This is a genomic window from Klebsiella sp. K-Nf6 (genome assembly GCF_002806655.1).
Classification (GTDB): domain Bacteria; phylum Pseudomonadota; class Gammaproteobacteria; order Enterobacterales; family Enterobacteriaceae; genus Klebsiella; species Klebsiella variicola.
The window spans coordinates 135,886-160,194 of record NZ_PIBN01000011.1; the positions used below are offsets into that span (position 1 = coordinate 135,886).

Sequence of the window (24,309 nt, forward strand, 5' to 3'; positions counted from 1 at the left end):
GACGCGGCGATTTAGCGGAAGCTCCACTGGATGCTGATCACAAACACGCTGGGAATAATAATGCCGCTCTCAAGGGCGAAATAGTCGGTAAAGTTGTACTGAATGGCATGGTAGATATAGGGGGAAAAGCCGATCCCGGTGGCGTCCTTAAAATCTTTGTAGGAGCCGTGGTCCCCACAATGCTCAAAGGCATCGAAGAAGAATTCACCGGTGTAACCGTAGACCCCTTTAAAGGTCCATCCACTGCCGTTGTGGTACCAGTCTCTTCTCACCCCCAGCGCCAGGCAGCGATCGTCGAAACTGTTGTTCATGGTGCCAATCAGCAGACTGTATTTCGAGTCTTCTGAGAATTTCCGCTCCACCGAGAAAAAGTGGTTTTCAAAATTCTCAGTATATTGTCCGTGGTTATTGGTCAGATGGTAAACATAGGAACCAGTATTCACCGAATAGAGATTAATTTCCTTCGCCTGCGCGAAGGTGGCTAACCCGGCCAGCAGCATCACGCTTTTACCGCGCATCATCCCTCCTCAATCCTCTATGCCTGTCCATGGACAGAATGCTTATGCCGTATTTACCGGTCGTTATGCTGGTGCGACACCCGACAGGAAAATGGGGGAAAGATAACCGTGCCGAAATGAAAAAGTGGTTATAGAAAAGCGTAGCACACGCCTAATCCGCCAACAAACCGGCCATGACAATAGCGGAGTGGTTGATATTTCTCTCTTTACCTTACTGTGCAAAAAACAGACAAAACCTCACCTGTTTTCCGCTATGCTCAGGGTCCGACGCGGAAGTTAGCCACCTGTCGACGACAGAGTTGCTGTGTACCCCTTCCTGCGTCGGCGCTGTTTCTGCGCAAGTGACGTAAACCGACAGCGCCCGTATTTCGATCGTGTCTGCGTCATTATCCCCGTTTTGATTGCCCGCCCCCTATTCTGCACAAAGTCACTTTTGTGTACAACTTATCAAAACAGAAAAATAATCTTTTAAATCAATAAATAAACAAATGAAAAATCATCTGACCGTCTCGTTGTACATATTGTTATGAAAAAAGTTGTACATCCTGAAATCACCGACTATAGTTTTTGAGTGTTAACTGCTTGTTGCGCAACACCGCGGGGACGCTAAACGGTTGCGTGGCGAGTCTGGTGGTGGTTCCTGGTTTTGCATTTCCTGTTAGTGACTTTGCGCGTACCACCGGTACGCTGCGACTTTTATGGTCAGTTTGCTTTATACGTGGGAGAGTTCGAGCTATGCATATTAAAAATACCATTCCAGCAGAGTTTGTCTTTAATTCAGCCCTGATGAAGAATATTGAAAACACGCTCATGAAGCAGCACAGCACGATCAATAATGAGCGGATGATTACGGAAATCCAGCACCGCCTGCAAACGGAAAGTAATGAAATACTTTCCGACCTCTATCTGCAGGCGTTGGATATGCTGTACAGCAAACATCATCATTAAGTGATCCCACCGCGCCGACAGCAGGGACAGCCCTGCTGTGCCGGCACGCCTGGGTTTTCATCTGCTAACTGGGGCTCAAAAAATGTCACACCATAATACTTGCTATCATTCTGAGCATTACGATCTGTGGTTTGATAATCGTTTTCTTCTCTACGGGATGTCGCTGATCCTGAATACTTTACCGGCATCTTATTTTCGTAAAAAACATGTTTTCTTTACCAGCGATAATTATTTCGCGGTGCTTGAGCATAACTATAATCGTCGGGATACGTTATTTATTCTGTTAACTGAGGGCAACGATCTTAATTTCCTCAGTGAACTGCCTATGTTGCGGTTACCGGCAAATTCGACGCCTGAAGAATTAAAAATATTCCTGCATCAGCCTACCCGCTATTACAAAACCCACCCGGCGCCGGGCGCCTCGGTGCAGTTTACCGAGCGAGAAAAGAAAGTTATTCAGCTTATCAGCAATGGCGAAGCGGTTGCCAGCATTGGTCGTTCGCTGAATCTGCACATCAAAACCATTTATCAGATCCGGCTGAATCTGATTAAAAAGCTCGGCTGTAGCGGTAGGACCGATTTTTTTAATATCAGTCGTAGCGAAACCTTTAAATCCTGGAGTCAGATTCACCTCTAGCCAGGCGCACAGCCCCGGCCTGTCCCCGCAGACGGGGCTATTGCGTACTGTGAAAATGAATGCTGAAGCCCTGCTCCTGCCAGTGGCTGAGCAGCTCTTGCTGCAGAGGGGTGACGGCGCGTCCGGTCCAGACGAAGGTATGCTGCCCGGGGAACAGCTCGGGCCGTGGCGACTCCAGCGGCTCCGCGAGAACGTTGACATGCCAACCGCGCTGGGAAAGACGCCATGCCTCCAGCCACAGGCGAGTCCGGTCTTCATTACTCCAGCCCACCAGCAGCGTCTCTTTGCCATTTTTTTTACGCGCTTCGGCGAGAAACAGCGCCACGCAGTCGATTAACAAGCCGTCCAGCATGCTGCTAATCACCAGCGAGGTATTCTGATCGAGCTTCAGCCGCTGTCGTACCGGCACTAACAGGCTATCGATGAGGGTGTCGACGGGGTGCTGATGGCTCAACGCCATTAATTTGGCGCGGATTCTGGCGGGCTGCATATAACGCAGAATGGACATCATCTCTTCCTGAAGATGCGCGGATTCGTCGCGCGCCGCCGGCAGGTTGTCCTCCAGCAGCGCTTTGACTTTCCCGACGGATACACCGCGCTCTATCCAGCGCTTGATCTCTTCTATGCGCAGGATATCTTCTTCATCAAACTGTCGATGCCCGCCTTCGCTGCGCTGCGGTTTCAGTAGACCGTAACGCCGCTGCCATGCGCGCAATGTAACCGGATTGATTCCGCAACGTTCGGCGACTTCACCGATACTGTAAAACGCCATAGCAGCCTCACATCAACCTGATACTTTAATACCTAAACTAACGAATTCAGGCATCCTGTACAACTCTATTTTCTTGTACAGATAAAGATATCAGGTTGTGGCTCACAGCGCGCGGGGAAAAAGATGAAAAAAAGTTAGCTGATTTCGCGGTGAATCATTTTTTCTCCGGCCAGGCGATAGCGGGCAGGCCCCCCAGGCGGGCACCCGCGAATAAATTTCCCTGAAACTGTGAGATACCGGCTGATTCCAGCCACATCCACTCTTCAGCACGCTCGATACCGACAGCAGATACCGCAATTTCCAGCGAAAAACAGCATTTGATAATAGCCTGTACAATTGACTGTCGCGGGCCGTCCTGATGAATATTGCGGATCAGTTCATGGTCGATTTTAATCCGGTCAGGTTGGTATTGCGCCAGCAGCGATAGCCCGGCAAAGCCTGCGCCGAAGTGATCGATGGCGAGATTAATCCCCGCGCCCTTCAGCTTACGCACCGCATCGGTAAAATCGTCCATCCGTGAGATCACTTCCCGTTCGGTAAACTCCACAATAATCTGTTCCGGAATAAGATCATTGCGCTTAATTTCATCGAGCAGAAAAGCCACCGCGTCAGGCGCTTTCACCAGCGTCATCGGCAGCAAATTAATGCTTAACGCCTTATTACGTAAACCTAATTTCCCCGCCAGAGACAGCGCGACGCGTTTACTGTGCAGGTCGGCAAGATAAATATCGTCCCCTGCCAGCCCGGCAAAATAGTCGCCAGGAGATTGACCATCCGGTGTGCGCAGCAGTGCTTCCCACGAGATAATTTCACAGGCGAAAGGATCGACGATCGGCTGAAAGGCAAAAGACCAGCTTTCCGTATTATCGATAATAGGAGTGTCAGGGAAAAAGGTCTCGTTATCAGCAATAAATACCCAACTGTCCGCGGAAGGGATCTCAAAATAGTTCGCTTTTTCCGTGGATTCGACAAAAGTACGGAAAAATTGCAGCGCCCGGTCATCATAGGTGAGCTGATATTTTGTCGTGCCCCGGTCCATCACTGTCTGTAGGACTTCCTCGCGATCATGTTCCCGTAAATCAAACAGTTCCATACCGACCTTACCAAATCGACGGGACGGTGCATAATCGCAAAACAACTCCACCAGATTATAATGACGGGGATCGAGGAAAATTTTTTGATAAATATCCCTTACCTTTTCTTCCGGTCCTTCAATAAGTTGAAAAAAATGCGTCCCGTTAAACAGTAATATACCGGTGACATCCGCCTGCCCATTTCTCTCGTTTGCCCTGGCAACCATGGCCTCGATCGATTTGAATGAGACATTGTCGCAAATATGGCTGCGATAAATGATGGTGGTAAGCATAGTGATTCCAGATGGGAGGGATAAGCATTCACAGTAGCAGTTATCAGGCTAATCGTCTTGCAAAACTACGGTTTATCTTAACAAAAAATATACACTCAAACGCATTACGCCCCACCCCGGCGTCCCCCACCCTCTCACCTTGTACAATGTACAACATAAAACCCCACCCAAACAGGTTAAAAAACAATCACGCAATAAAATTAATTTATTAAAAATCAATAAAATAGAGACAATAGCAGCAATATTGCGCAACTTTATGTGTACAACTTAATAATTATTGTATAAGTTTATTTGCAGTTAACAGATGAATGAAATGAAAGGAGCACATATGCAGCAGAATGGTTACATTCCAGATACAGCGAACGCAATTGCCCAGTATTTCAACAAAGCATCGTTACCTTCCCAGCAGGAAACGCTGGGCCAGATCGTGATGGATATTCTCAACGAAGGGCGCCATCTCAACCGCAAGGCACTGTGCACCAAACTGTTGAGCCGCCTTGACAGCGCCCGTGCGCCTGAGGAAGAGAGCCACTATCAAACCTTAATTGGTTTGTTGTTTGCCGGTCAGGAATAACGTCATCGATCGTCGCCTGTTGCAACCGCAGTAGCAGATGAGGGGCGATCGCTTCCATAAACCTGCTGCTGACCTGAATGCCCGTTATCAGATTCAGGAAGAGTGTGGCATGCAGAGAGACGGTTATGAATAGCAGTGATACTGAGGAAATAACCGATGAGATCATCGGCGAGGCGGTGCTCGCGCTTCTGAAAACAAATCGCCCGATTACCACCCCGACCCTGCTGGTTCGGCTTCGGTTGATGCAGGCCACAGAGTCAGATCGCCAGCGAAGGAAAATCATCGCTGCCGTTATTGAAGAAATTTGCGCGAAGCTCGCCCTCCAGCGGAAGCACGCGCCTTTGCAGGTTAAGAAAATCAATGGCCGTTGGGAAAGCAGAGGAACGCTGGCGCAAAGCAGCATGGCGCCGGAAGCTAAAAAAATCCACTGATTGTCCCAACCATGGTGAATAAAACAGAGTGAGAATGTGATGAGACAGACTATGCATCAGCAACCCGATATTTACGCAGGACTGCAGGACACCGCGCTCTCAGATTATTTCCGTAACGCCGGTGATAAACTGGTTGATGAGTCCGCCGTCATGTCGCTCGCCATCAACAGTATTCTTCAGTCCGAAGGGCACCTGAACAATAAAGCCATTATATTATGGCTGATTCAGGCGCTGGAAAGCACCGATGACGTGGTCACTGCCGACGTGATCCGTAAAACGCTGGAAATTGTCGTCGGCTACACCATGGACGATATTTAACCGCTCTGCGTTTCAGGCCTGCCAGTGCTGGCGCCCCCTTCCCTAAAGAGCCTGTCCGCTCTGATCAAAAAACCTCGCTGACGCGAGGTTTTTCTTTTACCGCCTGACGCTTCAGTGGGCGTTGACCACCACCCACATCGGGCCCTGACCGACCGCATAACGGCCTTTCTCCTGCAGCAGCCCCTGCTCACCTTCAATTTCATACACTGCGATATGGTGCGACTTCTGCCCTGCGGCAATCAGATACTTACCGCTGTGATCGAGGTTAAAGCCGCGTGGCTGGGTTTCCGTTGGCTGATAGCCTTCCACTGCCAGCACGCTGCCATCTTCCGAGACGCTGAACACCGTAATGATGCTGGCGGTACGATCGCAGGCGTACAGATGACGACCGTCAGGGGTGATGTGAATATCCGCCGCCCAGCGCACGCCGGTGAAATCCTGCGGCATCATATCCAGGGTTTGTACACATTCGATGTTGCCATTCGGGTCTTTCAGCTCCCAGACGTCAACGGAGCTGTTCAGTTCATTGACGCAATAACCATACTGCTGGTTCGGATGGAACACCATGTGGCGCGGACCGGCGCCCTCGACGGTGGTCACTTCCGCCGGCTCCTGGGCGGAGAGGAAACCATCCTCGCTGAGGGTAAACAGGCAAATACGATCCTGCTTCAGCGCCGGCACCCACAGGGTGCGGTTGTCCGGGGAGATATTGGCCGAGTGGCAACCTTCCAGCCCTTCCACCACGGTGACGGTTTCGCCCGGCAGGCCGTCCTGCAGCGGGGTCACGCTAACGCAGCCCTGATTGTAGGAGGCGCTGAAGACAAAGCGGCCATGATGATCGGTAGAAATGTGGGTCGGGCTGCCCGGCAGCGCCGCTTCCCCGGCGAAGGTCAACGCTCCGTTATCCGGCGTGATGCGATACGCTAACACGCGAAACTCCGGACGAACGCCAACGTACAGATACTCCTTGTTGGGACTGACCACCATCGGCTGTACCTGCCCCGGGGCATCAACCACCTGCACCAGCGTCAGTTTGCCGTCCGCTTCAAGACTCCAGACGTGGATTTGTTGGCTTTCCGGGCTGGCGGTATAAACGGTTTGTTTCATGACTACTCCTTCCCTCACTGCACGTGGAATTTTCATTTTCAGGATAACAGCACCCTGAAAATTATAAGACATCCGCCCATGATACTCGCAAAGTCCGCTGAATTTCCGACGGACGGCGGCACAAAGGGCATACAGGCATTCACGGCAGATGTGGAAAAATTGGTCCTGACGCCACGGCGGTGTACCATCATGGCCAGGTCACTTTTCAACATCAACCGGAAATAACACATGACAACACGCGTGATTGCCCTGGATTTAGACGGCACCCTGCTCACCAGCAAAAAAACCATCCTGCCCGCTTCGCTGGAGGCGCTGGCCCGCGCCAGAGAGGCGGGCTACCAGGTTATCGTCGTTACCGGACGTCATCACGTCGCTATTCATCCTTTTTATCAGGCACTGGCTCTCGATACACCTGCAATTTGTTGTAATGGCACTTATTTGTATGATTATCACGCAAAAGAGGTTTTGGCAGCCGATCCTATGCCGGTAGAGCAAGCGGTCAGTCTGACGGCCATGCTCGCCGAACAGCAGATCCATGGCCTGGCGTATGTGGATGATGCGATGCTTTATGAACAGCCCACCGGGCATGTGATCCGCACCCGCAACTGGGCGCAGGCGCTACCGGAGGATCAGCGCCCGGTCTTCCGCCAGGTCGACTCGCTGGCGCAGGCGGTCCGCGAGGTCAACGCGGTATGGAAATTCGCCCTCACCGATGAAGACATTCCCCGTCTGCAGCGCTTTGCCCGCCAGGTTGGCGAGACGCTGGGCCTGGAGTGCGAATGGTCGTGGCACGATCAGGTGGATATTGCGCGCGCCGGCAACAGCAAAGGCAAACGCCTGGCGCAGTGGGTAGCCGACCAGGGGCTGTCGATGCAGGATGTGGTGGCCTTCGGCGATAATTACAACGACCTTAGCATGCTGGAAGCGGCGGGCACCGGGGTGGCGATGGGCAATGCGGTGGACGAGGTGAAAGCCCGTGCCAGGGTGGTCATCGGTGACAATGAGTCCAGCAGCATCGCCGAGTTTATCTACCGCCAGCTGCTGTAATCAGGCGGCGATCGACACGCTTTTGATTTGAGCAAACACCTGCTGACCTGGTGCTATCGCCAGGTCATCCCGCGCCCAGGGGCTGATTCGAGCCCACAGAGGATGGCCGCTCACCCTAAGCTGGACCTCAATCTGCCCGTTGACTTCGAGACACTGAACCACCTCGGCGCGTAAGATATTGCGGATGCTGGTCCCGGACGGCTGCGCCAGCACCAGCGAAACGTCCGACGCCTGAATGCGGATCCGCGCGGTGTCGCCTGCGGGACGTTCGAGCCGGTTGACCCACAGCAGCTGGTCGCCCAGCGTCAGGGCCGTCATCGCGTACTGCGGATGCTGCGCGGCGACCGTGGCGCTGAGGATCGTACTCTGCTGTTCCGCCGGCAGCCAGGGGTGCATCACGCTGCTGCTCCAGACCTCCTCCAGTGGACCAAAAGCCTTCACCTTACCGGCCTCCAGTACCAGCACGCGATCGGCCAGATGCTGGATCTCATCCAGCGAGTGGCTGACGTAAAGCATCGGAATATGGATCTCCTGCGCCAGCCGCTGCAGGTAGGGCAACAGTTCGCGTTTGCGCGGAATATCCAGCGAGGCCAGCGGCTCATCCAGCAGCAGTAGCTCCGGTGCGGTCAGCAGGGCGCGGCCGATAGCCACTCGCTGCTTTTCGCCGCCGGATAACCGGCCCGGCAGGCGATCCAGCAAGGGCGCGATCCCCAGCAATTCCACCAGCTTATCGAACTGGCTGACCATGGATTTCGCCATCCCGTAGCGCAGGTTACCGCGCACTTTATAGTGGGGAAACAGGCGCGCGTCCTGAAACACATAGCCGATACGGCGCTGCTCCGGCGCCAGGCAGATACGCTGCGCGGTGTCGTTCAGCACCCTGCCGTTGAGCACGATCCGCCCCGTCTGCGGACGGGTCAGGCCGCTGATGGCATTAATCAACGAGGTTTTGCCAGCGCCGGAGACGCCAAAGATGGCGGTGATCCCGCTGGCGGGCAGGGTTTCACGGATCTGCAGGCAGTGACTGCCGAGGGTCTGGGTAAAGTCCAGCTCCAGCATCATTATCCTCCCATGCGCTGGCGGCTCACACGGGCCAGCCATTCCGAAATCAGCAGCGAAACCAGCGCCAGTCCGATGGCGATGAGGCAGAGGCGGGCCGCCGCCCCCTCCCCGCCCGGGGTCTGGATCAAGGTGTACATCGCCGAAGGCAGGGTGCGCGTTTCGCCGGGAATATTGGAGACGAACGTGATGGTCGCGCCAAACTCCCCTAACGAGCGGGCGAAGGCCAGCACCGTGCCGACGATAATCCCCGGCAGGGTCAGCGGCAGCGTAATGGTCAAAAACACCCGCCAGCGGCTGGCCCCGAGGGTTCTCGCCGCTTGCTCCAGTTTGACGTCCACCCCTTCCAGCGCCAGGCGAATGGCGCGCACCATCAGCGGAAAAGACATCACCGCCGCCGCCAGCACCGCTCCGCGCCAGCTGAAGGCAAAGCTGATACCGAACCAGTCATACAGCCAGCTGCCAATAAACCCGCGCCGCCCCATGGCCACCAGCAGCAGATACCCCACCACCACCGGCGGCAGCACCAGCGGCAGATGGAGAATACTGTCGAGCAGCGCCTTACCGGGAAAGGTGCGCCGAACCAGCAGCCAGGAAAAAAAGATCCCAAAAGGCAGGCTCAAGGCCACCGCCAGGGAGGAGACTTTCAGGCTCAGCAGCACCGCCTGCCATTCGGGTTCGCTCAGAAACATCAGCGGGTGGTAAATCCGTAACGTTTAAAAATCGCGGACGCTTCCGGCCCTTTCAGGTAGTCATAGAAAGCGCTTACGGCCGCATTGCGGTGACCATCGACAATCGCCAGCGGGTACTCGACTTTCTGATGCGAGGCTTCCGGGAAGGTGCCGACCACTTTCACTCCCTTGCTGGCCACGGCATCGGAGCCATAGACAATCCCCAGCGGCGCTTCGTTGCGCTCCACCAGGGCCAGCGCGCCGCGAACGTCTTCAGCCGGGGCCAGTTTCGGCGACAGGGTCTCCCAGGCGCCGAGTTTCTGCAGCGCCTCTTTGGCGTAGATGCCTGCCGGAACGTGCTGCGGATCGCCCACCGCCAGACGGCCTCCTTTCAGCAGGCTGGTCCAGTCGGTTTTCTCATCAATGGTTATCGCCCCCTGCGCGCTGGCTTTCGGCGCGACCACCACCAGGCTGTTGCCAAGCAGGGTGGCGCGGGTTGCCGGGTCGATGGCCTTTTTGTCTGCCGCGTAATCCATCCATTTCTGATCGGCGGAGATAAACAGATCGGCTGGTGCGCCCGCTTCAATTTGCCGCGCCAGCGTCGACGACGAGGCAAACGACGACACGACATCGACGTTTTTCTCTTTCTTATACGCCTGGGCAATATCCTGCATCGCGTTGGTTAACGATGCGGCGGCGAAAACGGTCACTTTCCCCTCTGCCGCCAGCGCCTGACCCGCGACGCACAGCGTGAGTGATACCCCGATAACTCCGCGTAACCAAGAACCTGCCATCTGAATCTCCTGTCAATGCGTTATGTATTCGAAAATATAACGATATGCAGAGCATTTTTATAGTGACACAGGACAATAAAACGAAGGGAAATGATACAGGAGGGAAATAGCACAGCGCCCGGTTAAACCGGGCGCCGGGAAATCAATGATTTTGCTGGCTGCGATCTTTGTGGCCTACGCCGGAGAAGAGGTTGAACACTTCGCCAAGACCGTAAATCAATCCCAGGATGACCGCCATCACCACCGGTACCATGATGACCGCAAAAACCAGACTTTTCAAAAGCTCTAACATGGTTCACTCCAGATAGTATGATTTGCTGATTGTAACGGTTTCAGCCGAAAAAACACGCCCCATTTGTGCGGTGGCTAATGACAAAACCGCGCACAGAGGTTTTGCAAGCGGGTGACTATCGGTCACAATACCCTTTTTTGTCAGGAAACGATTATGCAGGCCGAAATTCTTCTCACCCTTAAGCTACAGCAGCGCCTGTTTGCCGATCCCCGGCGGATCGCCCTGCTCAAACAAATTGACCAGACCGGTTCGATAAGCCAGGGGGCGAAGCACGCGGGTATCAGCTACAAAAGCGCGTGGGATGCCATTAACGAGATGAACCAGCTCAGCGAACAACCGCTGGTGGATCGTGCCACCGGCGGTAAAGGCGGCGGCGGCGCGGTGCTGACCCGCTATGGGCAGCGGCTGATCCAGCTGTACGATCTGCTGGCGCAGATCCAGCAGAAAGCGTTTGATGTACTCAGCGATGACGATGCCCTGCCGCTGGATAGCCTGCTGGCGGCTATCTCACGCTTTTCCCTGCAGACCAGCGCCCGCAACCAGTGGTTCGGCACCATTACCGGTCGCGATCGCCAGCAGGTGCAGCAGCACGTCGAGGTACTGCTGGCCGACGGGCAGACACGCCTGACCGTCGCCATCACCGCACAAAGCGCTGAGAAGCTGGGGCTCGATGAGGGCCAGGAGGTGCTGGTCCTGCTGAAGGCCCCCTGGGTCGGCATCACCCTCGACCCCGACGTGGCCCGCCAGGCCGATAACCAGCTGTCGGGACGTATCAGCCATATCGAATGCGGTTCCGGGCAGTGCGAAGTACTGATGACGCTGACCGACGGTCAGACCCTGTGCGCCACTCTGCCACAGGCGCAGACGTCTGGCCTGGCGGCAGGGACGGAGGCGATCGCTTACTTCAATGCCGATCGCATCATTCTCGCGACGTTATGCTGACCCCATTGACATTACGCGCCCGAAGTCGTATCCCTGATGCACATCGCTGCAAAAAATGGGATACATCATGTCATCATTGCAAATTTCGCAAGGCACGTTTCGCCTGAGCGATACAAAAACCTTAAAAATAGACCAGCTGAACCTGAGAGCGGGTCAAAGCTGGGCGTTCGTCGGTAGCAACGGCAGCGGCAAATCCGCCCTCGCGCGGGCCCTGGCTGGCGACCTGACCCTGCTCAGCGGCCAGCACGAAAGCCACTTCTCCCGCGTAACCCGCCTCTCCTTCGAGCAGTTACAGAAGCTGGTCAGCGACGAGTGGCAGCGCAATAACACCGACCTGCTGAGCCCCGGCGAAGAAGACACCGGCCGCACCACCGCGGAGATTATCCAGGATGAGGTGAAAGATCCTGCCCGCTGCGCGCGCCTGGCCGAACAGTTTGGCATCAACGCCCTGCTGGACCGCCGGTTTAAGTACCTGTCGACCGGGGAAACGCGTAAGACCCTGCTGTGTCAGGCCCTGATGACCGATCCGCAACTGCTGATCCTCGACGAACCTTTCGACGGCCTTGACGTCAACTCCCGCCAGCAGCTGGCTGCCCTGCTGGCCGACCTGCACCGCGCCGGCATCACCCTGGTGCTGGTCCTCAACCGCTTCGATGAGATCCCGGAGTTTGTGCAATTCGCCGGCGTGCTGGCTGACTGCACCCTCAGCGAGACCGGCGAGAAGTCTTCCCTGCTGCAGCAGGCGCTGGTCGCCCAGCTGGCGCACAGTGAAAAACTGGACGGCATCACCCTGCCGGAGCCGGATGTCCCACCAGCCCGTCATGCGCTGGCAGACTCGGCGCCGCGTATCGTGCTCAATGACGGGGTGGTCTCCTACAACGATCGCCCGGTCATCAATCACCTCTCATGGACCGTGAACCCGGGTGAACACTGGCAGATCGTCGGCCCCAACGGCGCCGGTAAATCCACGCTGCTGAGCCTTATCACCGGCGATCATCCGCAGGGTTACAGCAACGATCTGACGCTCTTTGGCCGCCGTCGCGGCAGCGGTGAGACCATCTGGGATATTAAAAAGCATATCGGCTACGTCAGCAGCAGCCTGCATCTGGACTACCGGGTCAGCACCAACGTCCGCAACGTCATCCTGTCGGGCTATTTTGACTCTATCGGCATTTATCAGGCGGTCTCGGACAAGCAGCACAAGCTGGTGCAACAGTGGCTGGATATTCTCGGCATTGATAAACGCACCGCCGACGCGCCGTTTCATAGCCTGTCGTGGGGCCAGCAGCGGCTGGCGCTTATCGTTCGCGCGCTGGTGAAGCATCCGACCCTGCTGATCCTCGATGAACCACTGCAGGGGCTGGATCCCCTGAATCGCCAGCTGGTGCGCCGCTTTGTCGACGTGTTGATTGGCGAAGGGGCCACACAGCTGCTGTTTGTCTCGCACCATGCGGAAGATGCCCCGGACTGTATTACCCATCGCCTGGCGTTCGCTCCCAGTGGAGACGGTTACACTTATCAGCTCGGTCCTGTGGCCTGATGCCCCCTGCCGGGGGTCGAAAGATCCCTGGTATTTTTCAGAAAAATAGCGGCAAAACCACCTAATCTACTGTATTAAAAATAAAAAATTTTAATTTATGTCGTTTCACCATCAAGTGTAAACGATTCCACTAACTTGCCCTGTGTCACACTTTTCACTTCTTTGATATGCTATCTTCCTCATACACGATAAGCCGAATGGAGCGAATCATGAAAGTTCTGGTTACAGGTGGTAGCGGTTACATTGGAAGTCATACCTGCGTTCAACTGCTGCTGCAGGGGCATGAGGTGGTGATCCTCGACAATCTCTGCAACAGCAAGCGCAGCGTACTGCCGGTGATTGAGCGTCTCGGCGGCAAAGAAGCCACCTTTATTGAAGGCGATATTCGTAACGAAGCGCTGATGACGGAGATCCTCCACGATCACGCCATTGAGGCGGTGATCCACTTCGCCGGGCTGAAAGCCGTCGGGGAGTCCGTCGCCAAGCCGCTGGAATATTACGACAATAACGTCACCGGCACACTGAAATTAGTTTCTGCCATGCGCGCCGCGGGCGTGAAGAACTTCATCTTTAGCTCCTCCGCCACTGTCTACGGCGATCAGCCGAAAATCCCGTATGTCGAAAGCTTCCCGACCGGCACCCCGCAAAGCCCTTATGGCAAAAGCAAACTGATGGTGGAGCAGATCCTGACCGACCTGCAGAAAGCCCAGCCGGAGTGGAGCATTGCCCTGCTGCGCTACTTCAACCCGGTCGGCGCCCACCCGTCGGGCGACATGGGGGAAGACCCGCAGGGGATCCCTAACAACCTGATGCCCTACATCGCCCAGGTCGCCGTCGGCCGTCGCGACTCGCTGGCCGTGTTTGGTAACGACTACCCGACCGAAGATGGCACCGGCGTACGCGATTATATCCACGTGATGGACCTCGCCGATGGCCACGTCGCGGCCATGGAAAAACTGGCTGACAAAGCCGGGGTGCATATCTACAACCTTGGCGCCGGCGTCGGCAGCAGCGTGCTCGACGTGGTCAATGCTTTCAGCAAGGCCTGCGGCAAACCCATTAACTACCATTTCGCGCCGCGCCGCGATGGCGACCTCCCGGCCTACTGGGCGGATGCTGCCAAGGCCGACCGCGAGCTGAACTGGCGCGTGACGCGCAACCTGGACGAAATGGCGCAGGACACCTGGCACTGGCAGTCCCGTCATCCGCAGGGTTATCCAGACTAAGGAACCTTCATGAGCGTATTTAACCCCGTTGACCATCCACATCGTCGTTATAACCCGTTAACCGGGCAGTGGATTCTGGTTTCTCCGCATCGCGCCAAGCGCCCCTGGCAGGGGGCGCAGGAAACGCCGGCAAAACAGACCTTGCCAGCCCACGATCCGGACTGTTTCCTGTGCCCGGGTAATACCCGGGTCACCGGCGACACCAACCCGAATTACACCGGTACCTATGTGTTTACCAACGACTTTGCGGCCCTGATGACCGACACCCCGGACGCACCGGAGAGTGACGATCCGCTGATGCGCTGTCAGAGCGCGCGCGGCACCAGTCGGGTGATCTGCTTCTCGCCAGACCACAGCAAAACGCTGCCGGAACTGAGCCCTGAAGCGCTGGAAGGCGTGGTTAAAACGTGGCAGGAACAGACCGCGGACCTCGGGAAACGCTACCCGTGGGTCCAGGTCTTTGAAAACAAAGGGGCAGCGATGGGCTGCTCCAACCCTCACCCGCATGGTCAGGTGTGGGCCAACAGCTTCCTGCCGAATGAAGCGGAACGGGAAGACCGTCTGCAGAAAGAGTATTACGCCGGACAGGGTCAGCCGATGCTGCTGGACTATGTTCAGCGCGAACTGGCCGACGGCAGCCGCACGGTGGTGGACACCGAGCACTGGCTGGCGGTCGTGCCCTACTGGGCCGCCTGGCCGTTCGAAACGCTGCTGTTGCCGAAAGCGCACGTGCAGCGTATTACCGATCTCACCGACGCCCAGCGCAGCGATCTGGCGCTGGCGTTGAAAAAGCTGACCAGCCGTTACGACAACCTGTTCCAGTGCTCATTCCCCTACTCCATGGGCTGGCACGGCGCGCCGTTTAACGACGAAGACCATCACCACTGGCAGCTTCACGCCCACTTTTATCCGCCGCTGCTGCGCTCCGCGACGGTCCGCAAGTTTATGGTTGGCTATGAAATGCTGGCCGAAACGCAGCGCGATCTGACCGCCGAGCAAGCTGCCGAACGACTGCGCGCCGTCAGCGACGTCCATTTTCGTGAATCCGGAGTGTAATGATGAGTCTGAAAGAGAAAACCCAATCCCTGTTTGCTGACGCCTTCGGCTATCCGGCCAGCCATGTCATTCAGGCGCCAGGCCGCGTCAACCTGATCGGCGAGCATACCGATTACAACGACGGTTTTGTGCTGCCCTGCGCCATCGACTACCAGACGGTGATCAGCTGCGCGCCGCGCGACGATCGTACCGTGCGGGTGATTGCCGCCGATTACGACAATCAGACCGATGAATTCTCTCTCGACGCGCCGATTATCAGCCACGATACCCAGCAGTGGTCGAACTATGTCCGCGGCGTGGTGAAGCATCTGCAGCAGCGGAACAGCCACTTTGGCGGCGCGGATCTGGTGATCAGCGGCAATGTACCGCAGGGTGCGGGGTTAAGCTCCTCAGCCTCGCTGGAAGTGGCCGTTGGCACCGTGTTCCAGCAGCTCTATCATCTGCCGCTAGACGGCGCGCAAATCGCGCTGAACGGCCAGGAGGCGGAAAACCAGTTCGTCGGCTGCAACTGCGGGATCATGGATCAGCTGATTTCGGCGCTGGGCAAAAAAGACCATGCGCTGCTGATCGACTGCCGTTCGCTGGGCACCAAAGCCGTCTCGATGCCGAAAGGCGTGGCGGTGGTGATCATCAACAGCAACTTTAAGCGCACCCTCGTCGGCAGCGAGTACAACACCCGTCGCGAACAGTGCGAGACCGGGGCGCGCTTCTTCCAGCAGCCCGCCCTGCGTGATGTCACTCTTGAGCAATTTAACGCCGTCGCCCATGAGCTGGATCCGGTCGTCGCGAAGCGCGTACGCCATGTGCTGACGGAGAATGCCCGCACCGTGGAAGCCGCCAGCGCCCTTGAAAAAGGCGACCTGAAGCGGATGGGTGAGCTGATGGCCGAATCCCACGCCTCGATGCGCGATGATTTCGAGATCACCGTCCCGCAGATCGACACTCTGGTGGAGATCGTTAAGGCCGCGATCGGTGATAAAGGCGGCGTACGCATGACCGGCGGCGGCTTTGGCGGCTGCGTGGTAGCGCTGGTCCCGGAAGATCTGGTCGATACCGTTCAGCAGGCCGTTGCTAAAACGTATGAAGCGAAAACCGGTATTAAAGAGACATTCTATGTCTGCAAACCGTCACAGGGGGCAGGCCAATGGTAACGCAAACCACCGCGCTGGCGCCGGACGGCCAGCCCTGGCAGCAGGTGACCCTGCGCAATAAGGCGGGGATGACCGTTACCGTGGCGGATTGGGGCGCGACGCTGCTCAGCGCCGAGGTGCCGCTGGCTGATGGCAGCCTGCGTCATCCGCTGCTGGGCTGTGCGAAGCTGGAGGACTATGCCCGCCAGGCCGCGTTTCTTGGCGCCTCGGTAGGCCGCTACGCCAACCGTATCGGCAATAGCCGCTTCCCGCTTGACGGCCAGCTCGTCAACGTCACGCCGTCAAACGACGCGGGCCACCAGCTCCATGGCGGCCCGGAAGGGTTTGATAAGCGCCGCTGGCGCATTGTCCGCGCCGACGAGCAGGAAGTGCTGTTCGCCCTGACCTCGCCCGATGGCGATCAAGGCTTCCCCGGCACTCTGCAGGCCACCGCGCACTATCGTCTGACCGACGATAACCGCATCGCGATTACCTATCGCGCCACCGTGGACCAACCCTGCCCGGTGAACATGACCAATCACGTCTATTTCAACCTCGACGGTGACCAGCGCGACGTGCGCCAGCACCAGCTGCAGATCCTCGCCCAGAGGTATCTGCCGGTGGAAAGCGACGGTATCCCGGGCGGTGAACTCAACGATGTTGCTAACACCAGCTTTGATTTCCGCCAGCCGAAAACCATCGCCGCCGACTTCCTCGCCGACGCCGATCAGCAAAAGGTGAAGGGATACGATCATGCCTTCCTGCTGGATGCCAAAGGCGACGCCAGCCAGCCTGCGGCGCAGGTCTGGTCGCAGGACGGCAAGCTGCAGATGACGGTCTATACCTCCGCTCCGGCGCTGCAGTTTTACTCCGGCAACTATCTCGGCGGCACCCCGTCGCAGACGACGGAGCCCTACGCCGACTGGCAGGGGCTGGCGCTGGAGAGCGAATTCCTGCCGGATTCGCCGAATCATCCGGAATGGCCGCAGCCGGACTGTGTGTTACGTCCAGGCCAGGAGTACGTCAGCCTGACGGAATATCAGTTTATCGCCCGATAACCGCTTGCGCCCCCCGCCGGGGGCGCTGCTTTTCGTCCCCGCCCTCCTCTCTGCCGCCTCTTTTTTCAGCAACCTGCTCTATTTTCCGTCACCAAAGGACAAAAAAATAACCTGTGTTTTACAAGCACCTTACACTGAGCCACTATTTTCGCTATGGTTAGGGATAAGCATTGCCGTGAGCCAAATCACGGCAATATAATGAGAATAGTTATCAATCAATAACACATACACCAACATATTCAGCGCACCGTTCGCGGCGCGAGGGATGGCGTGTAGAGAGGAGTAAGAGAATGGCTGTAACTAAGCTGGTACTGGTTCGTCATGGCGAAAGCCAGTGGAACAACGAAAACCGCTTCACCGGTTGGTACGACGTTGATCTGTCCGAGAAAGGCGTTAGCGAAGCGAAAGCGGCAGGTAAACTGCTGAAGGCTGAAGGCTTCAGCTTTGATTTTGCTTATACCTCCGTGCTGAAACGTGCCATCCACACCCTGTGGAACGTGCTGGACGAACTGGATCAGGCCTGGCTGCCGGTTGAGAAATCCTGGAAGCTGAACGAGCGTCATTACGGCGCGCTGCAGGGCCTGAACAAAGCGGAAACCGCTGAGAAATACGGTGACGAGCAGGTTAAACAGTGGCGTCGCGGCTTCGCTGTCACTCCGCCGGAGCTGACCAAAGACGACGAGCGCTACCCGGGCCACGATCCGCGCTATGCAAAACTGACCGACGCAGAACTGCCGACCACTGAAAGCCTGGCGCTGACCATCGACCGCGTCGTGCCTTACTGGAACGAAACCATTCTGCCGCGCCTGAAAAGCGGTGAGCGCGTGATCATCGCCGCTCACGGTAACTCCCTGCGCGCGCTGGTGAAATACCTCGACAACATGGGCGAAGACGAGATCCTCGAACTGAACATCCCGACCGGCGTACCGCTGGTGTATGAGTTCGATGAAAACTTCAAGCCGATCAAACATTACTATCTGGGCAATGCGGAAGAGATTGCGGCGAAAGCGGCTGCCGTCGCCAACCAGGGTAAAGCGAAGTAATTCCTCCCGGTGAGAACAAAAAAGCGTGGAAATCTCCACGCTTTTTTTATTGCCTGCGCCAGCGCAGATTCGCTTAGCCGCGGCGGGTTTTCACCGCGTCCGCTAGCTGACGCAGGATCGTTTCAGTATCCTCCCAGCCGATGCAGGCGTCGGTGACGCTCTTGCCATAGGTCAGCGGTTCACCGCTCTCGAGGCTCTGGTTACCTTCCACCAGATGGCTTTCAATCATCACGCCCATGATCGCCCGCTCACCGCCGGCAACCTGCTGGCATACGTCGGCGCCCACTTCCATCTGCTTTTTGAACTGCTTGCTGGAGTTGGCATGGCTGAAGTCGATCATCACCTGGGCCGGCAGGCCCGCTTTCGCCAGGCCGATCTTCACATCCGCCACGTGCTTCGCACTGTAGTTCGGCTCTTTGCCGCCGCGCAGAATAATATGGCAGTCGCCGTTACCGCTGGTATTGACGATAGCGGAGTGGCCCCACTTGGTGACCGACAGGAAACAATGCGGTGCGCCAGCGGCGTTAATCGCGTCGATAGCCACCTTGATGGTGCCATCGGTACCATTCTTAAAGCCTACCGGGCAGGAGAGTCCGGAGGCGAGCTCACGGTGAACCTGGGATTCGGTGGTACGCGCCCCAATGGCGCCCCAGCTCATCAGATCGGCGACATACTGCGGGGTGATCATGTCGAGGAATTCCCCCGCCGCCGGCAGGCCGCTGTCGTTAATGTCCAGCAGCAGTTTGCGCGCGATGCGCAACCCGTCGTTGATGCGGAAGCTGTTATCCATATGGGGATCGTTGATAAGCCCTTTCCAGCCGACGGTGGTGCGCGGCTTTTCAAAATAGACCCGCATGACGATCTCGAGCTCGCCCTTCAGCGCCTCGCGCAGGGGCAGCAGACGGGAAGCGTACTCTTTCGCCGCTGCCGGATCGTGAATCGAACAGGGCCCAATCACCACCAGCAGACGGTCATCGTCGCCCTTGAGGATCTGATGGATCGCTTTGCGAGCATGTGCAACGGTGTTTGCAGCATTTTCGGTAGCAGGGAATTTTTCCAGGAGCGCAACGGGAGGTAATAATTCGTTGATCTCTTTAATACGTAAATCGTCGTTCTGATAATTCATCTTCTTTCCAGCGTTGCCATACTTATTCAATGAAATGCAATCCCTCCAATCTATCTCTTCGCCGAAAAAGTGTAAACGTGATTTTACAGTAGTGATGGAATAATCCTGGAAATAGGCAAAAATACGCCATAAAGTAGCGAAACCAGGCTCATGTACTACAATAATTAACTGTTAAAGCTAATTAAGCCTTACGTTTCAGGATTATATAGTGACACTGCGATCGTCTGCGGAGTCTTTAACCATAGCGAGTCAGATCCCTGGCACACTCACCGCGGGAAGCGCATTTCCCCCCTTCCCGGCTTAACAGGAGTATCCGATGAATATGAAAAAACTGACGACCCTTTTGCTCACCGCCACCTTAGGTCTTGCCAGCGGCGCGGCCCTGGCGGCAGACACTGGCGCACAGTCCAACAATGGCCAGGCTAACTCTTCCGCGGATGCCGGTCAGGTGGCGCCAGATGCCCGTGAGAACGTGGCGCCAAACAATGTGGACAATAACCAGATCAATTCCGGCTCTGGCGGCACCATGCTCCATCCTGACGGCTCGACGATGAGCCAGGACAATATGTCGAGCGATGAAGTGCATAAAAACTCGATGTGTAAAGATGGCCGCTGTCCAGACACCGGTAAGAAACTGGACAATGGCGGCAGCATGAACCACGACAACAGCAAAACCGACGGCACCACCCAGTAAGTATGCGGTGGGCACAAACAGAGAAAAGGCGAGCACAGCTCGCCTTTTCTCTGTTTGTTATCGACCTCTGTTTATGATGTCATAGAATAATAATGATAACTATCAAGGGACGACACGATGGCCCACCCGCATTCGCACTCTCCTGCTCAGGCTCCGGACAGCAGTAACGCTCGCCGGCTGCTGTGGGCATTTATCGTCACCGCCGGTTTTATGTTGATTGAAGCCGTCGGCGGCGCGATCTCCGGTTCGCTGGCCCTGCTGGCGGATGCCGGCCATATGCTCACCGATTCCGCCGCCCTGCTGTTTGCGCTGCTGGCGGTTCGCTTCGCCAGCCGCCCACCGAATACCCGCCATACCTTTGGCTGGTTGCGTTTGACCACCCTGGCGGCGTTTCTCAATGCCATTGCCCTGGTGGTGATTACCATTTTGATTGTCTGGGAGGCCATTCAGCGCTTCCAGCATCCGCAGCCGGTGGCTGGCGTGACGATGATGGTGATTGCGGTCGCCGGCCTGCTGGCTAACGTACTGGCCTTCTGGATCCTGCATCGGGGGAGTGAAGAGCAGAATCTCAACGTGCGCGCTGCGGCGCTACACGTGCTTGGCGACCTGCTGGGCTCGGTCGGCGCGATCGTGGCAGCCGTGGTGATCCTCACCACCGGCTGGACGCCTGTCGACCCGATTCTTTCCGTGCTGGTTTCCTGCCTGGTATTACGTAGCGCCTGGCGGCTGCTAAAGGAGAGTCTGAATGAACTGCTGGAAGGCGCGCCGCGTTCGCTGGACGTCGCGGCCCTGCAGCGGGATATTCGCCGCTCTATCCCGGAGGTACGCGATGTTCACCACGTCCACGTCTGGCTGGTGGGGGAAAAACCGGTGATGACGTTGCATGTTCAGGTGGTCCCGCCGCACGATCATGATGCGTTACTCAACCGCATCCTGCATTTCCTGGAACATAAATATGAAATTGAGCATGCCACGGTGCAGATGGAGTACCAGCCCTGCAGCGGCCCGGAGTGCCATCTCAACACGATGCACGCCGGGCACGATCATCACCACCACCATTAGCCAGAAAACGCGTGAGAACCTCGCTCGCGCGCGCTGTTTATCCACATCCGGCTGCCGTTCAGCGCAATGAACGTCAGCAAAAGGTATTCCAGCGACATGGCATAGACGCCCTGGCGGGCAAAAATCACCACGCTTATCACGTTGACAATCACCCACAGCAGCCAGTTCTCGACATACTTGCGGGTCATTAAGATCATCGCCACCACCGACAGCACCGTCATGCAGGAGTCCCAGAACGGGAAGGCATCCGGCTGCAGCACCGGCATGGAGACCTGCAGACCCAGCGCTTGCATCAGGCTGACCGCAATCCGCGTCAGGAAAGCAAAGAACGGGTTGATAAACAGGGTCAGCAAGCCGATCGCCACCAAGCAGGCCGCCAGCCAGCCCAGCGCTTTGCTGCGCGGCAGCCAGCGGATCTGCAGCTCAGCCTCATGGTTGCTGCTTTGTCGCGACCAGGCATACCAGCCGTAAACGTTAGCGGCAAAGAAGAACAGCTGCAGCAGCAGGCTGGCATACAGCTGGATCTGAAAGAAGATGATGGCGAACAGCGTGACGTTGACCAGCCCGAAAGCATAGTTACTGATCTTCTCCAGGCTCGCCAGCCAGATGCACAGCAGCCCGGCGATGGTCCCCACCGCCTCTATCCAGGAGAGATCGTACCCCCCGGCGCCGATGGGTATATGTACTAAAATATTCTGCGTGCTAAAAAAATCCATTTCATCCCCTCAGCGTCTTGCGACGCGACAATACGTTATCCCCGTAGTGTAGCCGCAAAATCCAGCATCCGGTTAAGCGGAATCAATGCCCCGGTGCGCAGCGCTTCGTCGACGTGGATTTCGTGTTCAGCACCGCCCTGTTCGAGTCCCTCGGCAATGGCTTTCAGGCCGTTCATCGCCATCCACGGGCAGTGCGCGCAGCTGCGGCAGGTCGCCCCTTCGCCGGCAGTGGGCGCTTCCAGCAGCGTTTTCTCCGGTACCGCTTGCTGCATTTTATAGAAGATACCGCGATCGGTGGCCACGATCAGCTGGCGCTGGGGCAAGCTTTTCGCCGCCGCAATCAGCTGGCTGGTGGAGCCCACGGCATCCGCCATCTCGACAATCGCCTGCGGCGACTCAGGATGGACCAGTACAGCAGCTTCAGGATAGAGGGCCTTCATACGCGTCAGTGCCTGGGTTTTAAACTCATCGTGCACGATGCATGCCCCCTGCCAGCACAGCACGTCTGCGCCGGTCTGACGCTGGACATAGCGGCCAAGATGGCGGTCCGGCGCCCAGAGGATCTTTTGACCCAGGCTGTCCAGATGATCAATCAGTTCCACGGCGATACTGGAGGTAACCACCCAGTCGGCGCGGGCCTTCACCGCGGCGGACGTATTGGCATAAACCACCACGGTGCGATCGGGATGGGCATCGCAGAAGGCGTTGAATTCCTCAATCGGACAGCCCAGATCCAGCGAACACTCCGCGTTCAGGGTCGGCATCAGAATGGTCTTTTCCGGGCTGAGGATTTTGGCGGTTTCCCCCATAAATCGCACCCCGGCGACCAGCAGCGTGGAGGCCGAATGACGGGCGCCAAAACGCGCCATCTCCAGCGAGTCGGCGATACAGCCGCCGGTTTCTTCCGCCAGCTGTTGAATTTCAGGATCGGTGTAGTAATGCGCCACCATCACGGCGTCGCGCTCGCGCAGCAGGCGCTTGATTTTTTCGCGATAAAACTGCTTTTCGTCGACGGTCAGCGGCTGTGGTTTCGCTGGGAAAGGATAAATCGCCGTTTCAGGATCAAACATTACGCTCATCATGCAATCTCGTTTTACTGGCTTAACTCTAAGACCGTCAGTATGGCCTGTCTGCGCCTTAATACGGTCATGGTGTTTTATATGCTAAACAAGATAGCGGATTACGCGCAAAAAGTCGTGATGAATTTTGTACATCCGTCCGTATTCCGGGGACGATGGTGCGCATCTGCCCGAGCGACCGGTTCGTACCCTGGGTAGCCACGGTAAGCGCAACGTGACCGTGGAGTTATGCTGAAGTCGAATTTTGACGTATTGCGGATAGCAAAAAGGCGCCTTTAGGGCGCCTTTTTACATTGGTGGGTCGTGCAGGATTCGAACCTGCGACCAATTGATTAAAAGTCAACTGCTCTACCAACTGAGCTAACGACCCGCTCTGGTATTACCTGAATAATTTCACTCGACACCAATATTGAAATTGGTGGGTCGTGCAGGATGACTCGGCTTCGCCTCGCCCTACGGGCCGTTGCTGTCGCAACGTTATCCTTCACGTTCAACATCTAAGTTAAATGCTGAAACTGGTGGGTCGTGCAGGATTCGAACCTGCGACCAATTGATTAAAAGTCAACTGCTCTACCAACTGAGCTAACGACCCGCTCTGGTATTACCTGAATAATTTCACTCGACACCAATATTGAAATTGGTGGGTCGTGCAGGATGACTCGGCTTCGCCTCGCCCTACGGGCCGTTGCTGACGCAACGTTATCCTTCACGTTCAACATCTGAGTTAAATGCTGAAATTGGTGGGTCGTGCAGGATTCGAACCTGCGACCAATTGATTAAAAGTCAACTGCTCTACCAACTGAGCTAACGACCCGAGTGGTGGGTGATGACGGGATCGAACCGCCGACCCCCTCCTTGTAAGGGAGGTGCTCTCCCAGCTGAGCTAATCACCCGAAACTGCGCTGGATACTACCGATACTGCGTCCACCGACCCCATCATTCACGTTTAACACCGATGTTCGATGTTAAAGATGGTGGGTCGTGCAGGATTCGAACCTGCGACCAATTGATTAAAAGTCAACTGCTCTACCAACTGAGCTAACGACCCGGTGGTGGGTGATGACGGGATCGAACCGCCGACCCCCTCCTTGTAAGGGAGGTGC

26 protein-coding genes, 5 tRNA genes and 1 pseudogene are annotated in these 24,309 nt (G+C 56.4%); 15 read left to right on the forward strand and 17 right to left on the reverse strand.

Translation table 11 applies throughout. From position 1 onward, the window contains the following. Window positions 1-11: 11 nt before the first annotated feature. Together CWM61_RS18665 and CWM61_RS29365 are read right to left on the reverse strand one after the other, a co-directional pair. A complete protein-coding gene (locus tag CWM61_RS18665; RefSeq protein WP_061155288.1) occupies window positions 12-518 on the reverse strand; it encodes a hypothetical protein in 507 nt (168 codons plus the stop codon). A gap of 206 nt (window positions 519-724) precedes the next feature. After that, window positions 725-876: pseudogene (locus CWM61_RS29365) on the reverse strand (hypothetical protein). A gap of 377 nt (window positions 877-1,253) precedes the next feature. On the opposite strand from CWM61_RS29365, the gene CWM61_RS18670 reads away from it, so the two are divergent. Together CWM61_RS18670 and CWM61_RS18675 are read left to right on the forward strand one after the other, a co-directional pair. Beyond that, window positions 1,254-1,466 (forward strand): biofilm development regulator YmgB/AriR family protein, encoded by a 213-nt coding sequence (locus CWM61_RS18670; protein WP_061155289.1) that lies wholly within the window; start codon window positions 1,254-1,256, stop codon window positions 1,464-1,466. Window positions 1,467-1,548: 82 nt separating this feature from the next. Continuing rightward, window positions 1,549-2,103 (forward strand): helix-turn-helix transcriptional regulator, encoded by a 555-nt coding sequence (locus CWM61_RS18675; protein WP_074386501.1) that lies wholly within the window; start codon window positions 1,549-1,551, stop codon window positions 2,101-2,103. A 37-nt stretch (window positions 2,104-2,140) separates the two neighbouring features. On the opposite strand, the gene CWM61_RS18680 is transcribed toward CWM61_RS18675, so the two are convergent. Beyond that, on the reverse strand, window positions 2,141-2,875 hold the full coding sequence (locus tag CWM61_RS18680) for a MerR family transcriptional regulator (protein WP_061155291.1): 735 nt from the start codon (window positions 2,873-2,875) through the stop codon (window positions 2,141-2,143). Window positions 2,876-3,029: 154 nt separating this feature from the next. Then, window positions 3,030-4,241 carry a diguanylate phosphodiesterase gene (locus tag CWM61_RS18685; RefSeq protein WP_100631695.1) on the reverse strand — a complete coding sequence of 404 codons (1,212 nt, stop codon included), beginning with the start codon at window positions 4,239-4,241 and terminating at the stop codon, window positions 3,030-3,032. A 328-nt stretch (window positions 4,242-4,569) separates the two neighbouring features. Between CWM61_RS18685 and ycgZ the strand changes: the two genes are divergently transcribed. The 3 genes from ycgZ (at window position 4,570) to CWM61_RS18700 (ending at window position 5,564) form a co-directional block, all read left to right on the forward strand. Continuing rightward, the gene (ycgZ, locus tag CWM61_RS18690) at window positions 4,570-4,815 is read left to right on the forward strand and encodes a regulatory protein YcgZ (RefSeq protein ID WP_012542413.1); all 246 of its coding nucleotides are present in this window, start codon (window positions 4,570-4,572) and stop codon (window positions 4,813-4,815) included. A gap of 125 nt (window positions 4,816-4,940) precedes the next feature. Beyond that, window positions 4,941-5,246, forward strand: a complete 306-nt coding sequence (locus CWM61_RS29690; RefSeq protein ID WP_008805712.1) for a hypothetical protein — start codon at window positions 4,941-4,943, stop codon at window positions 5,244-5,246. Between the two features lie 51 nt (window positions 5,247-5,297). Continuing rightward, on the forward strand, window positions 5,298-5,564 hold the full coding sequence (locus tag CWM61_RS18700) for a biofilm development regulator YmgB/AriR family protein (RefSeq protein ID WP_004886050.1): 267 nt from the start codon (window positions 5,298-5,300) through the stop codon (window positions 5,562-5,564). Between the two features lie 111 nt (window positions 5,565-5,675). Here the strand turns inward: CWM61_RS18700 and pgl are convergent, their stop codons facing one another. Beyond that, window positions 5,676-6,671 (reverse strand): 6-phosphogluconolactonase, encoded by a 996-nt coding sequence (gene pgl / locus CWM61_RS18705; RefSeq protein ID WP_074386502.1) that lies wholly within the window; start codon window positions 6,669-6,671, stop codon window positions 5,676-5,678. A 228-nt stretch (window positions 6,672-6,899) separates the two neighbouring features. Between pgl and CWM61_RS18710 the strand changes: the two genes are divergently transcribed. Further along, window positions 6,900-7,718, forward strand: coding sequence for a pyridoxal phosphatase (locus tag CWM61_RS18710; protein ID WP_074386503.1), 819 nt, complete (start codon window positions 6,900-6,902; stop codon window positions 7,716-7,718). On the opposite strand, the gene modC is transcribed toward CWM61_RS18710, so the two are convergent. The 4 genes from modC to CWM61_RS18730 all read right to left on the reverse strand — a co-directional run bounded on the left by modC (window position 7,719) and on the right by CWM61_RS18730 (window position 10,534). Further along, window positions 7,719-8,777 carry a molybdenum ABC transporter ATP-binding protein ModC gene (gene modC / locus CWM61_RS18715; protein ID WP_061156397.1) on the reverse strand — a complete coding sequence of 353 codons (1,059 nt, stop codon included), beginning with the start codon at window positions 8,775-8,777 and terminating at the stop codon, window positions 7,719-7,721. A 2-nt stretch (window positions 8,778-8,779) separates the two neighbouring features. Continuing rightward, on the reverse strand, window positions 8,780-9,469 hold the full coding sequence (modB, locus tag CWM61_RS18720; protein WP_002895159.1) for a molybdate ABC transporter permease subunit: 690 nt from the start codon (window positions 9,467-9,469) through the stop codon (window positions 8,780-8,782). Further along, window positions 9,469-10,242, reverse strand: coding sequence for a molybdate ABC transporter substrate-binding protein (gene modA / locus CWM61_RS18725; protein ID WP_012542417.1), 774 nt, complete (start codon window positions 10,240-10,242; stop codon window positions 9,469-9,471). Before modA ends, modB begins: the two co-directional genes overlap by 1 nt. Before the next feature lie 142 nt (window positions 10,243-10,384). Further along, the gene (locus CWM61_RS18730) at window positions 10,385-10,534 is read right to left on the reverse strand and encodes an AcrZ family multidrug efflux pump-associated protein (protein WP_002895156.1); all 150 of its coding nucleotides are present in this window, start codon (window positions 10,532-10,534) and stop codon (window positions 10,385-10,387) included. 153 nt (window positions 10,535-10,687) lie between these two features. Between CWM61_RS18730 and modE the strand changes: the two genes are divergently transcribed. From modE to gpmA, 7 genes are all read left to right on the forward strand, one after another. Beyond that, the gene (modE, locus tag CWM61_RS18735) at window positions 10,688-11,476 is read left to right on the forward strand and encodes a molybdenum-dependent transcriptional regulator (RefSeq protein WP_100631696.1); all 789 of its coding nucleotides are present in this window, start codon (window positions 10,688-10,690) and stop codon (window positions 11,474-11,476) included. A gap of 67 nt (window positions 11,477-11,543) precedes the next feature. Continuing rightward, window positions 11,544-13,016 (forward strand): molybdate ABC transporter ATP-binding protein ModF, encoded by a 1,473-nt coding sequence (gene modF, locus CWM61_RS29695; protein WP_100631697.1) that lies wholly within the window; start codon window positions 11,544-11,546, stop codon window positions 13,014-13,016. A 209-nt stretch (window positions 13,017-13,225) separates the two neighbouring features. Beyond that, window positions 13,226-14,242: a UDP-glucose 4-epimerase GalE gene (gene galE, locus CWM61_RS18745; RefSeq protein WP_022065235.1), complete on the forward strand. Its 1,017-nt coding sequence runs from the start codon at window positions 13,226-13,228 to the stop codon at window positions 14,240-14,242. A gap of 9 nt (window positions 14,243-14,251) precedes the next feature. Next, window positions 14,252-15,298, forward strand: a complete 1,047-nt coding sequence (gene galT, locus CWM61_RS18750) for a galactose-1-phosphate uridylyltransferase (protein ID WP_100631698.1) — start codon at window positions 14,252-14,254, stop codon at window positions 15,296-15,298. Window positions 15,299-15,300: 2 nt separating this feature from the next. Next, window positions 15,301-16,449 (forward strand): galactokinase, encoded by a 1,149-nt coding sequence (galK, locus tag CWM61_RS18755; RefSeq protein ID WP_100631699.1) that lies wholly within the window; start codon window positions 15,301-15,303, stop codon window positions 16,447-16,449. Continuing rightward, complete coding sequence (gene galM / locus CWM61_RS18760; protein WP_100631700.1) at window positions 16,443-17,486, forward strand: galactose-1-epimerase; 1,044 nt, start codon at window positions 16,443-16,445, stop codon at window positions 17,484-17,486. Before galK ends, galM begins: the two co-directional genes overlap by 7 nt. Window positions 17,487-17,776: 290 nt before the next feature. Continuing rightward, window positions 17,777-18,529 (forward strand): 2,3-diphosphoglycerate-dependent phosphoglycerate mutase, encoded by a 753-nt coding sequence (gene gpmA, locus CWM61_RS18765; protein ID WP_002895089.1) that lies wholly within the window; start codon window positions 17,777-17,779, stop codon window positions 18,527-18,529. A gap of 73 nt (window positions 18,530-18,602) precedes the next feature. On the opposite strand, the gene aroG is transcribed toward gpmA, so the two are convergent. Next, on the reverse strand, window positions 18,603-19,655 hold the full coding sequence (aroG, locus tag CWM61_RS18770) for a 3-deoxy-7-phosphoheptulonate synthase AroG (RefSeq protein WP_100631701.1): 1,053 nt from the start codon (window positions 19,653-19,655) through the stop codon (window positions 18,603-18,605). A gap of 316 nt (window positions 19,656-19,971) precedes the next feature. Between aroG and CWM61_RS18775 the strand changes: the two genes are divergently transcribed. Further along, entirely contained in the window at window positions 19,972-20,349 is a 378-nt protein-coding gene (locus CWM61_RS18775) for a YbgS-like family protein (RefSeq protein WP_012542423.1), read from the forward strand. 117 nt (window positions 20,350-20,466) lie between these two features. After that, entirely contained in the window at window positions 20,467-21,411 is a 945-nt protein-coding gene (zitB, locus tag CWM61_RS18780) for a CDF family zinc transporter ZitB (RefSeq protein WP_061155303.1), read from the forward strand. On the opposite strand, the gene pnuC is transcribed toward zitB, so the two are convergent. The 7 genes from pnuC to CWM61_RS18815 all read right to left on the reverse strand — a co-directional run bounded on the left by pnuC (window position 21,408) and on the right by CWM61_RS18815 (window position 24,254). Beyond that, window positions 21,408-22,127 carry a nicotinamide riboside transporter PnuC gene (pnuC, locus tag CWM61_RS18785; RefSeq protein WP_100631702.1) on the reverse strand — a complete coding sequence of 240 codons (720 nt, stop codon included), beginning with the start codon at window positions 22,125-22,127 and terminating at the stop codon, window positions 21,408-21,410. The two genes, zitB and pnuC, sit on opposite strands and share 4 nt — an antisense overlap. Before the next feature lie 35 nt (window positions 22,128-22,162). Next, entirely contained in the window at window positions 22,163-23,206 is a 1,044-nt protein-coding gene (gene nadA, locus CWM61_RS18790) for a quinolinate synthase NadA (RefSeq protein WP_012968682.1), read from the reverse strand. 294 nt (window positions 23,207-23,500) lie between these two features. Continuing rightward, window positions 23,501-23,576, reverse strand: a tRNA-Lys gene (locus CWM61_RS18795). A 146-nt stretch (window positions 23,577-23,722) separates the two neighbouring features. Continuing rightward, window positions 23,723-23,798: transfer RNA gene (locus tag CWM61_RS18800), tRNA-Lys, on the reverse strand. 146 nt (window positions 23,799-23,944) lie between these two features. Continuing rightward, window positions 23,945-24,020: transfer RNA gene (locus CWM61_RS18805), tRNA-Lys, on the reverse strand. A gap of 3 nt (window positions 24,021-24,023) precedes the next feature. Beyond that, window positions 24,024-24,099 (reverse strand) — tRNA-Val (locus CWM61_RS18810). Window positions 24,100-24,178: 79 nt separating this feature from the next. Further along, window positions 24,179-24,254: transfer RNA gene (locus CWM61_RS18815), tRNA-Lys, on the reverse strand. Between the last annotated feature and the right edge of the window lie 55 nt (window positions 24,255-24,309).

Coding starts and splice junctions, on each gene's coding strand:
- galM (WP_100631700.1), top strand. CDS start 16,443: ATGGTAACGCAAACCACCGCGCTGGCGCCGGACGGCCAGCCCTGGCAG.
- gpmA (WP_002895089.1), top strand. CDS start 17,777: ATGGCTGTAACTAAGCTGGTACTGGTTCGTCATGGCGAAAGCCAGTGG.
- CWM61_RS18730 (WP_002895156.1), bottom strand. CDS start 10,534: ATGTTAGAGCTTTTGAAAAGTCTGGTTTTTGCGGTCATCATGGTACCG.
- CWM61_RS29690 (WP_008805712.1), top strand. CDS start 4,941: ATGAATAGCAGTGATACTGAGGAAATAACCGATGAGATCATCGGCGAG.
- modF (WP_100631697.1), top strand. CDS start 11,544: ATGTCATCATTGCAAATTTCGCAAGGCACGTTTCGCCTGAGCGATACA.
- modA (WP_012542417.1), bottom strand. CDS start 10,242: ATGGCAGGTTCTTGGTTACGCGGAGTTATCGGGGTATCACTCACGCTG.
- modC (WP_061156397.1), bottom strand. CDS start 8,777: ATGCTGGAGCTGGACTTTACCCAGACCCTCGGCAGTCACTGCCTGCAG.
- CWM61_RS18685 (WP_100631695.1), bottom strand. CDS start 4,241: ATGCTTACCACCATCATTTATCGCAGCCATATTTGCGACAATGTCTCA.
- pgl (WP_074386502.1), bottom strand. CDS start 6,671: ATGAAACAAACCGTTTATACCGCCAGCCCGGAAAGCCAACAAATCCAC.
- CWM61_RS18680 (WP_061155291.1), bottom strand. CDS start 2,875: ATGGCGTTTTACAGTATCGGTGAAGTCGCCGAACGTTGCGGAATCAAT.
- CWM61_RS18665 (WP_061155288.1), bottom strand. CDS start 518: ATGCGCGGTAAAAGCGTGATGCTGCTGGCCGGGTTAGCCACCTTCGCG.
- modE (WP_100631696.1), top strand. CDS start 10,688: ATGCAGGCCGAAATTCTTCTCACCCTTAAGCTACAGCAGCGCCTGTTT.
- CWM61_RS18675 (WP_074386501.1), top strand. CDS start 1,549: ATGTCACACCATAATACTTGCTATCATTCTGAGCATTACGATCTGTGG.
- CWM61_RS18710 (WP_074386503.1), top strand. CDS start 6,900: ATGACAACACGCGTGATTGCCCTGGATTTAGACGGCACCCTGCTCACC.
- aroG (WP_100631701.1), bottom strand. CDS start 19,655: ATGAATTATCAGAACGACGATTTACGTATTAAAGAGATCAACGAATTA.
- CWM61_RS18670 (WP_061155289.1), top strand. CDS start 1,254: ATGCATATTAAAAATACCATTCCAGCAGAGTTTGTCTTTAATTCAGCC.
- zitB (WP_061155303.1), top strand. CDS start 20,467: ATGGCCCACCCGCATTCGCACTCTCCTGCTCAGGCTCCGGACAGCAGT.
- modB (WP_002895159.1), bottom strand. CDS start 9,469: ATGTTTCTGAGCGAACCCGAATGGCAGGCGGTGCTGCTGAGCCTGAAA.
- nadA (WP_012968682.1), bottom strand. CDS start 23,206: ATGAGCGTAATGTTTGATCCTGAAACGGCGATTTATCCTTTCCCAGCG.
- galK (WP_100631699.1), top strand. CDS start 15,301: ATGAGTCTGAAAGAGAAAACCCAATCCCTGTTTGCTGACGCCTTCGGC.
- pnuC (WP_100631702.1), bottom strand. CDS start 22,127: ATGGATTTTTTTAGCACGCAGAATATTTTAGTACATATACCCATCGGC.
- galT (WP_100631698.1), top strand. CDS start 14,252: ATGAGCGTATTTAACCCCGTTGACCATCCACATCGTCGTTATAACCCG.
- CWM61_RS18775 (WP_012542423.1), top strand. CDS start 19,972: ATGAATATGAAAAAACTGACGACCCTTTTGCTCACCGCCACCTTAGGT.
- CWM61_RS18700 (WP_004886050.1), top strand. CDS start 5,298: ATGCATCAGCAACCCGATATTTACGCAGGACTGCAGGACACCGCGCTC.
- ycgZ (WP_012542413.1), top strand. CDS start 4,570: ATGCAGCAGAATGGTTACATTCCAGATACAGCGAACGCAATTGCCCAG.
- galE (WP_022065235.1), top strand. CDS start 13,226: ATGAAAGTTCTGGTTACAGGTGGTAGCGGTTACATTGGAAGTCATACC.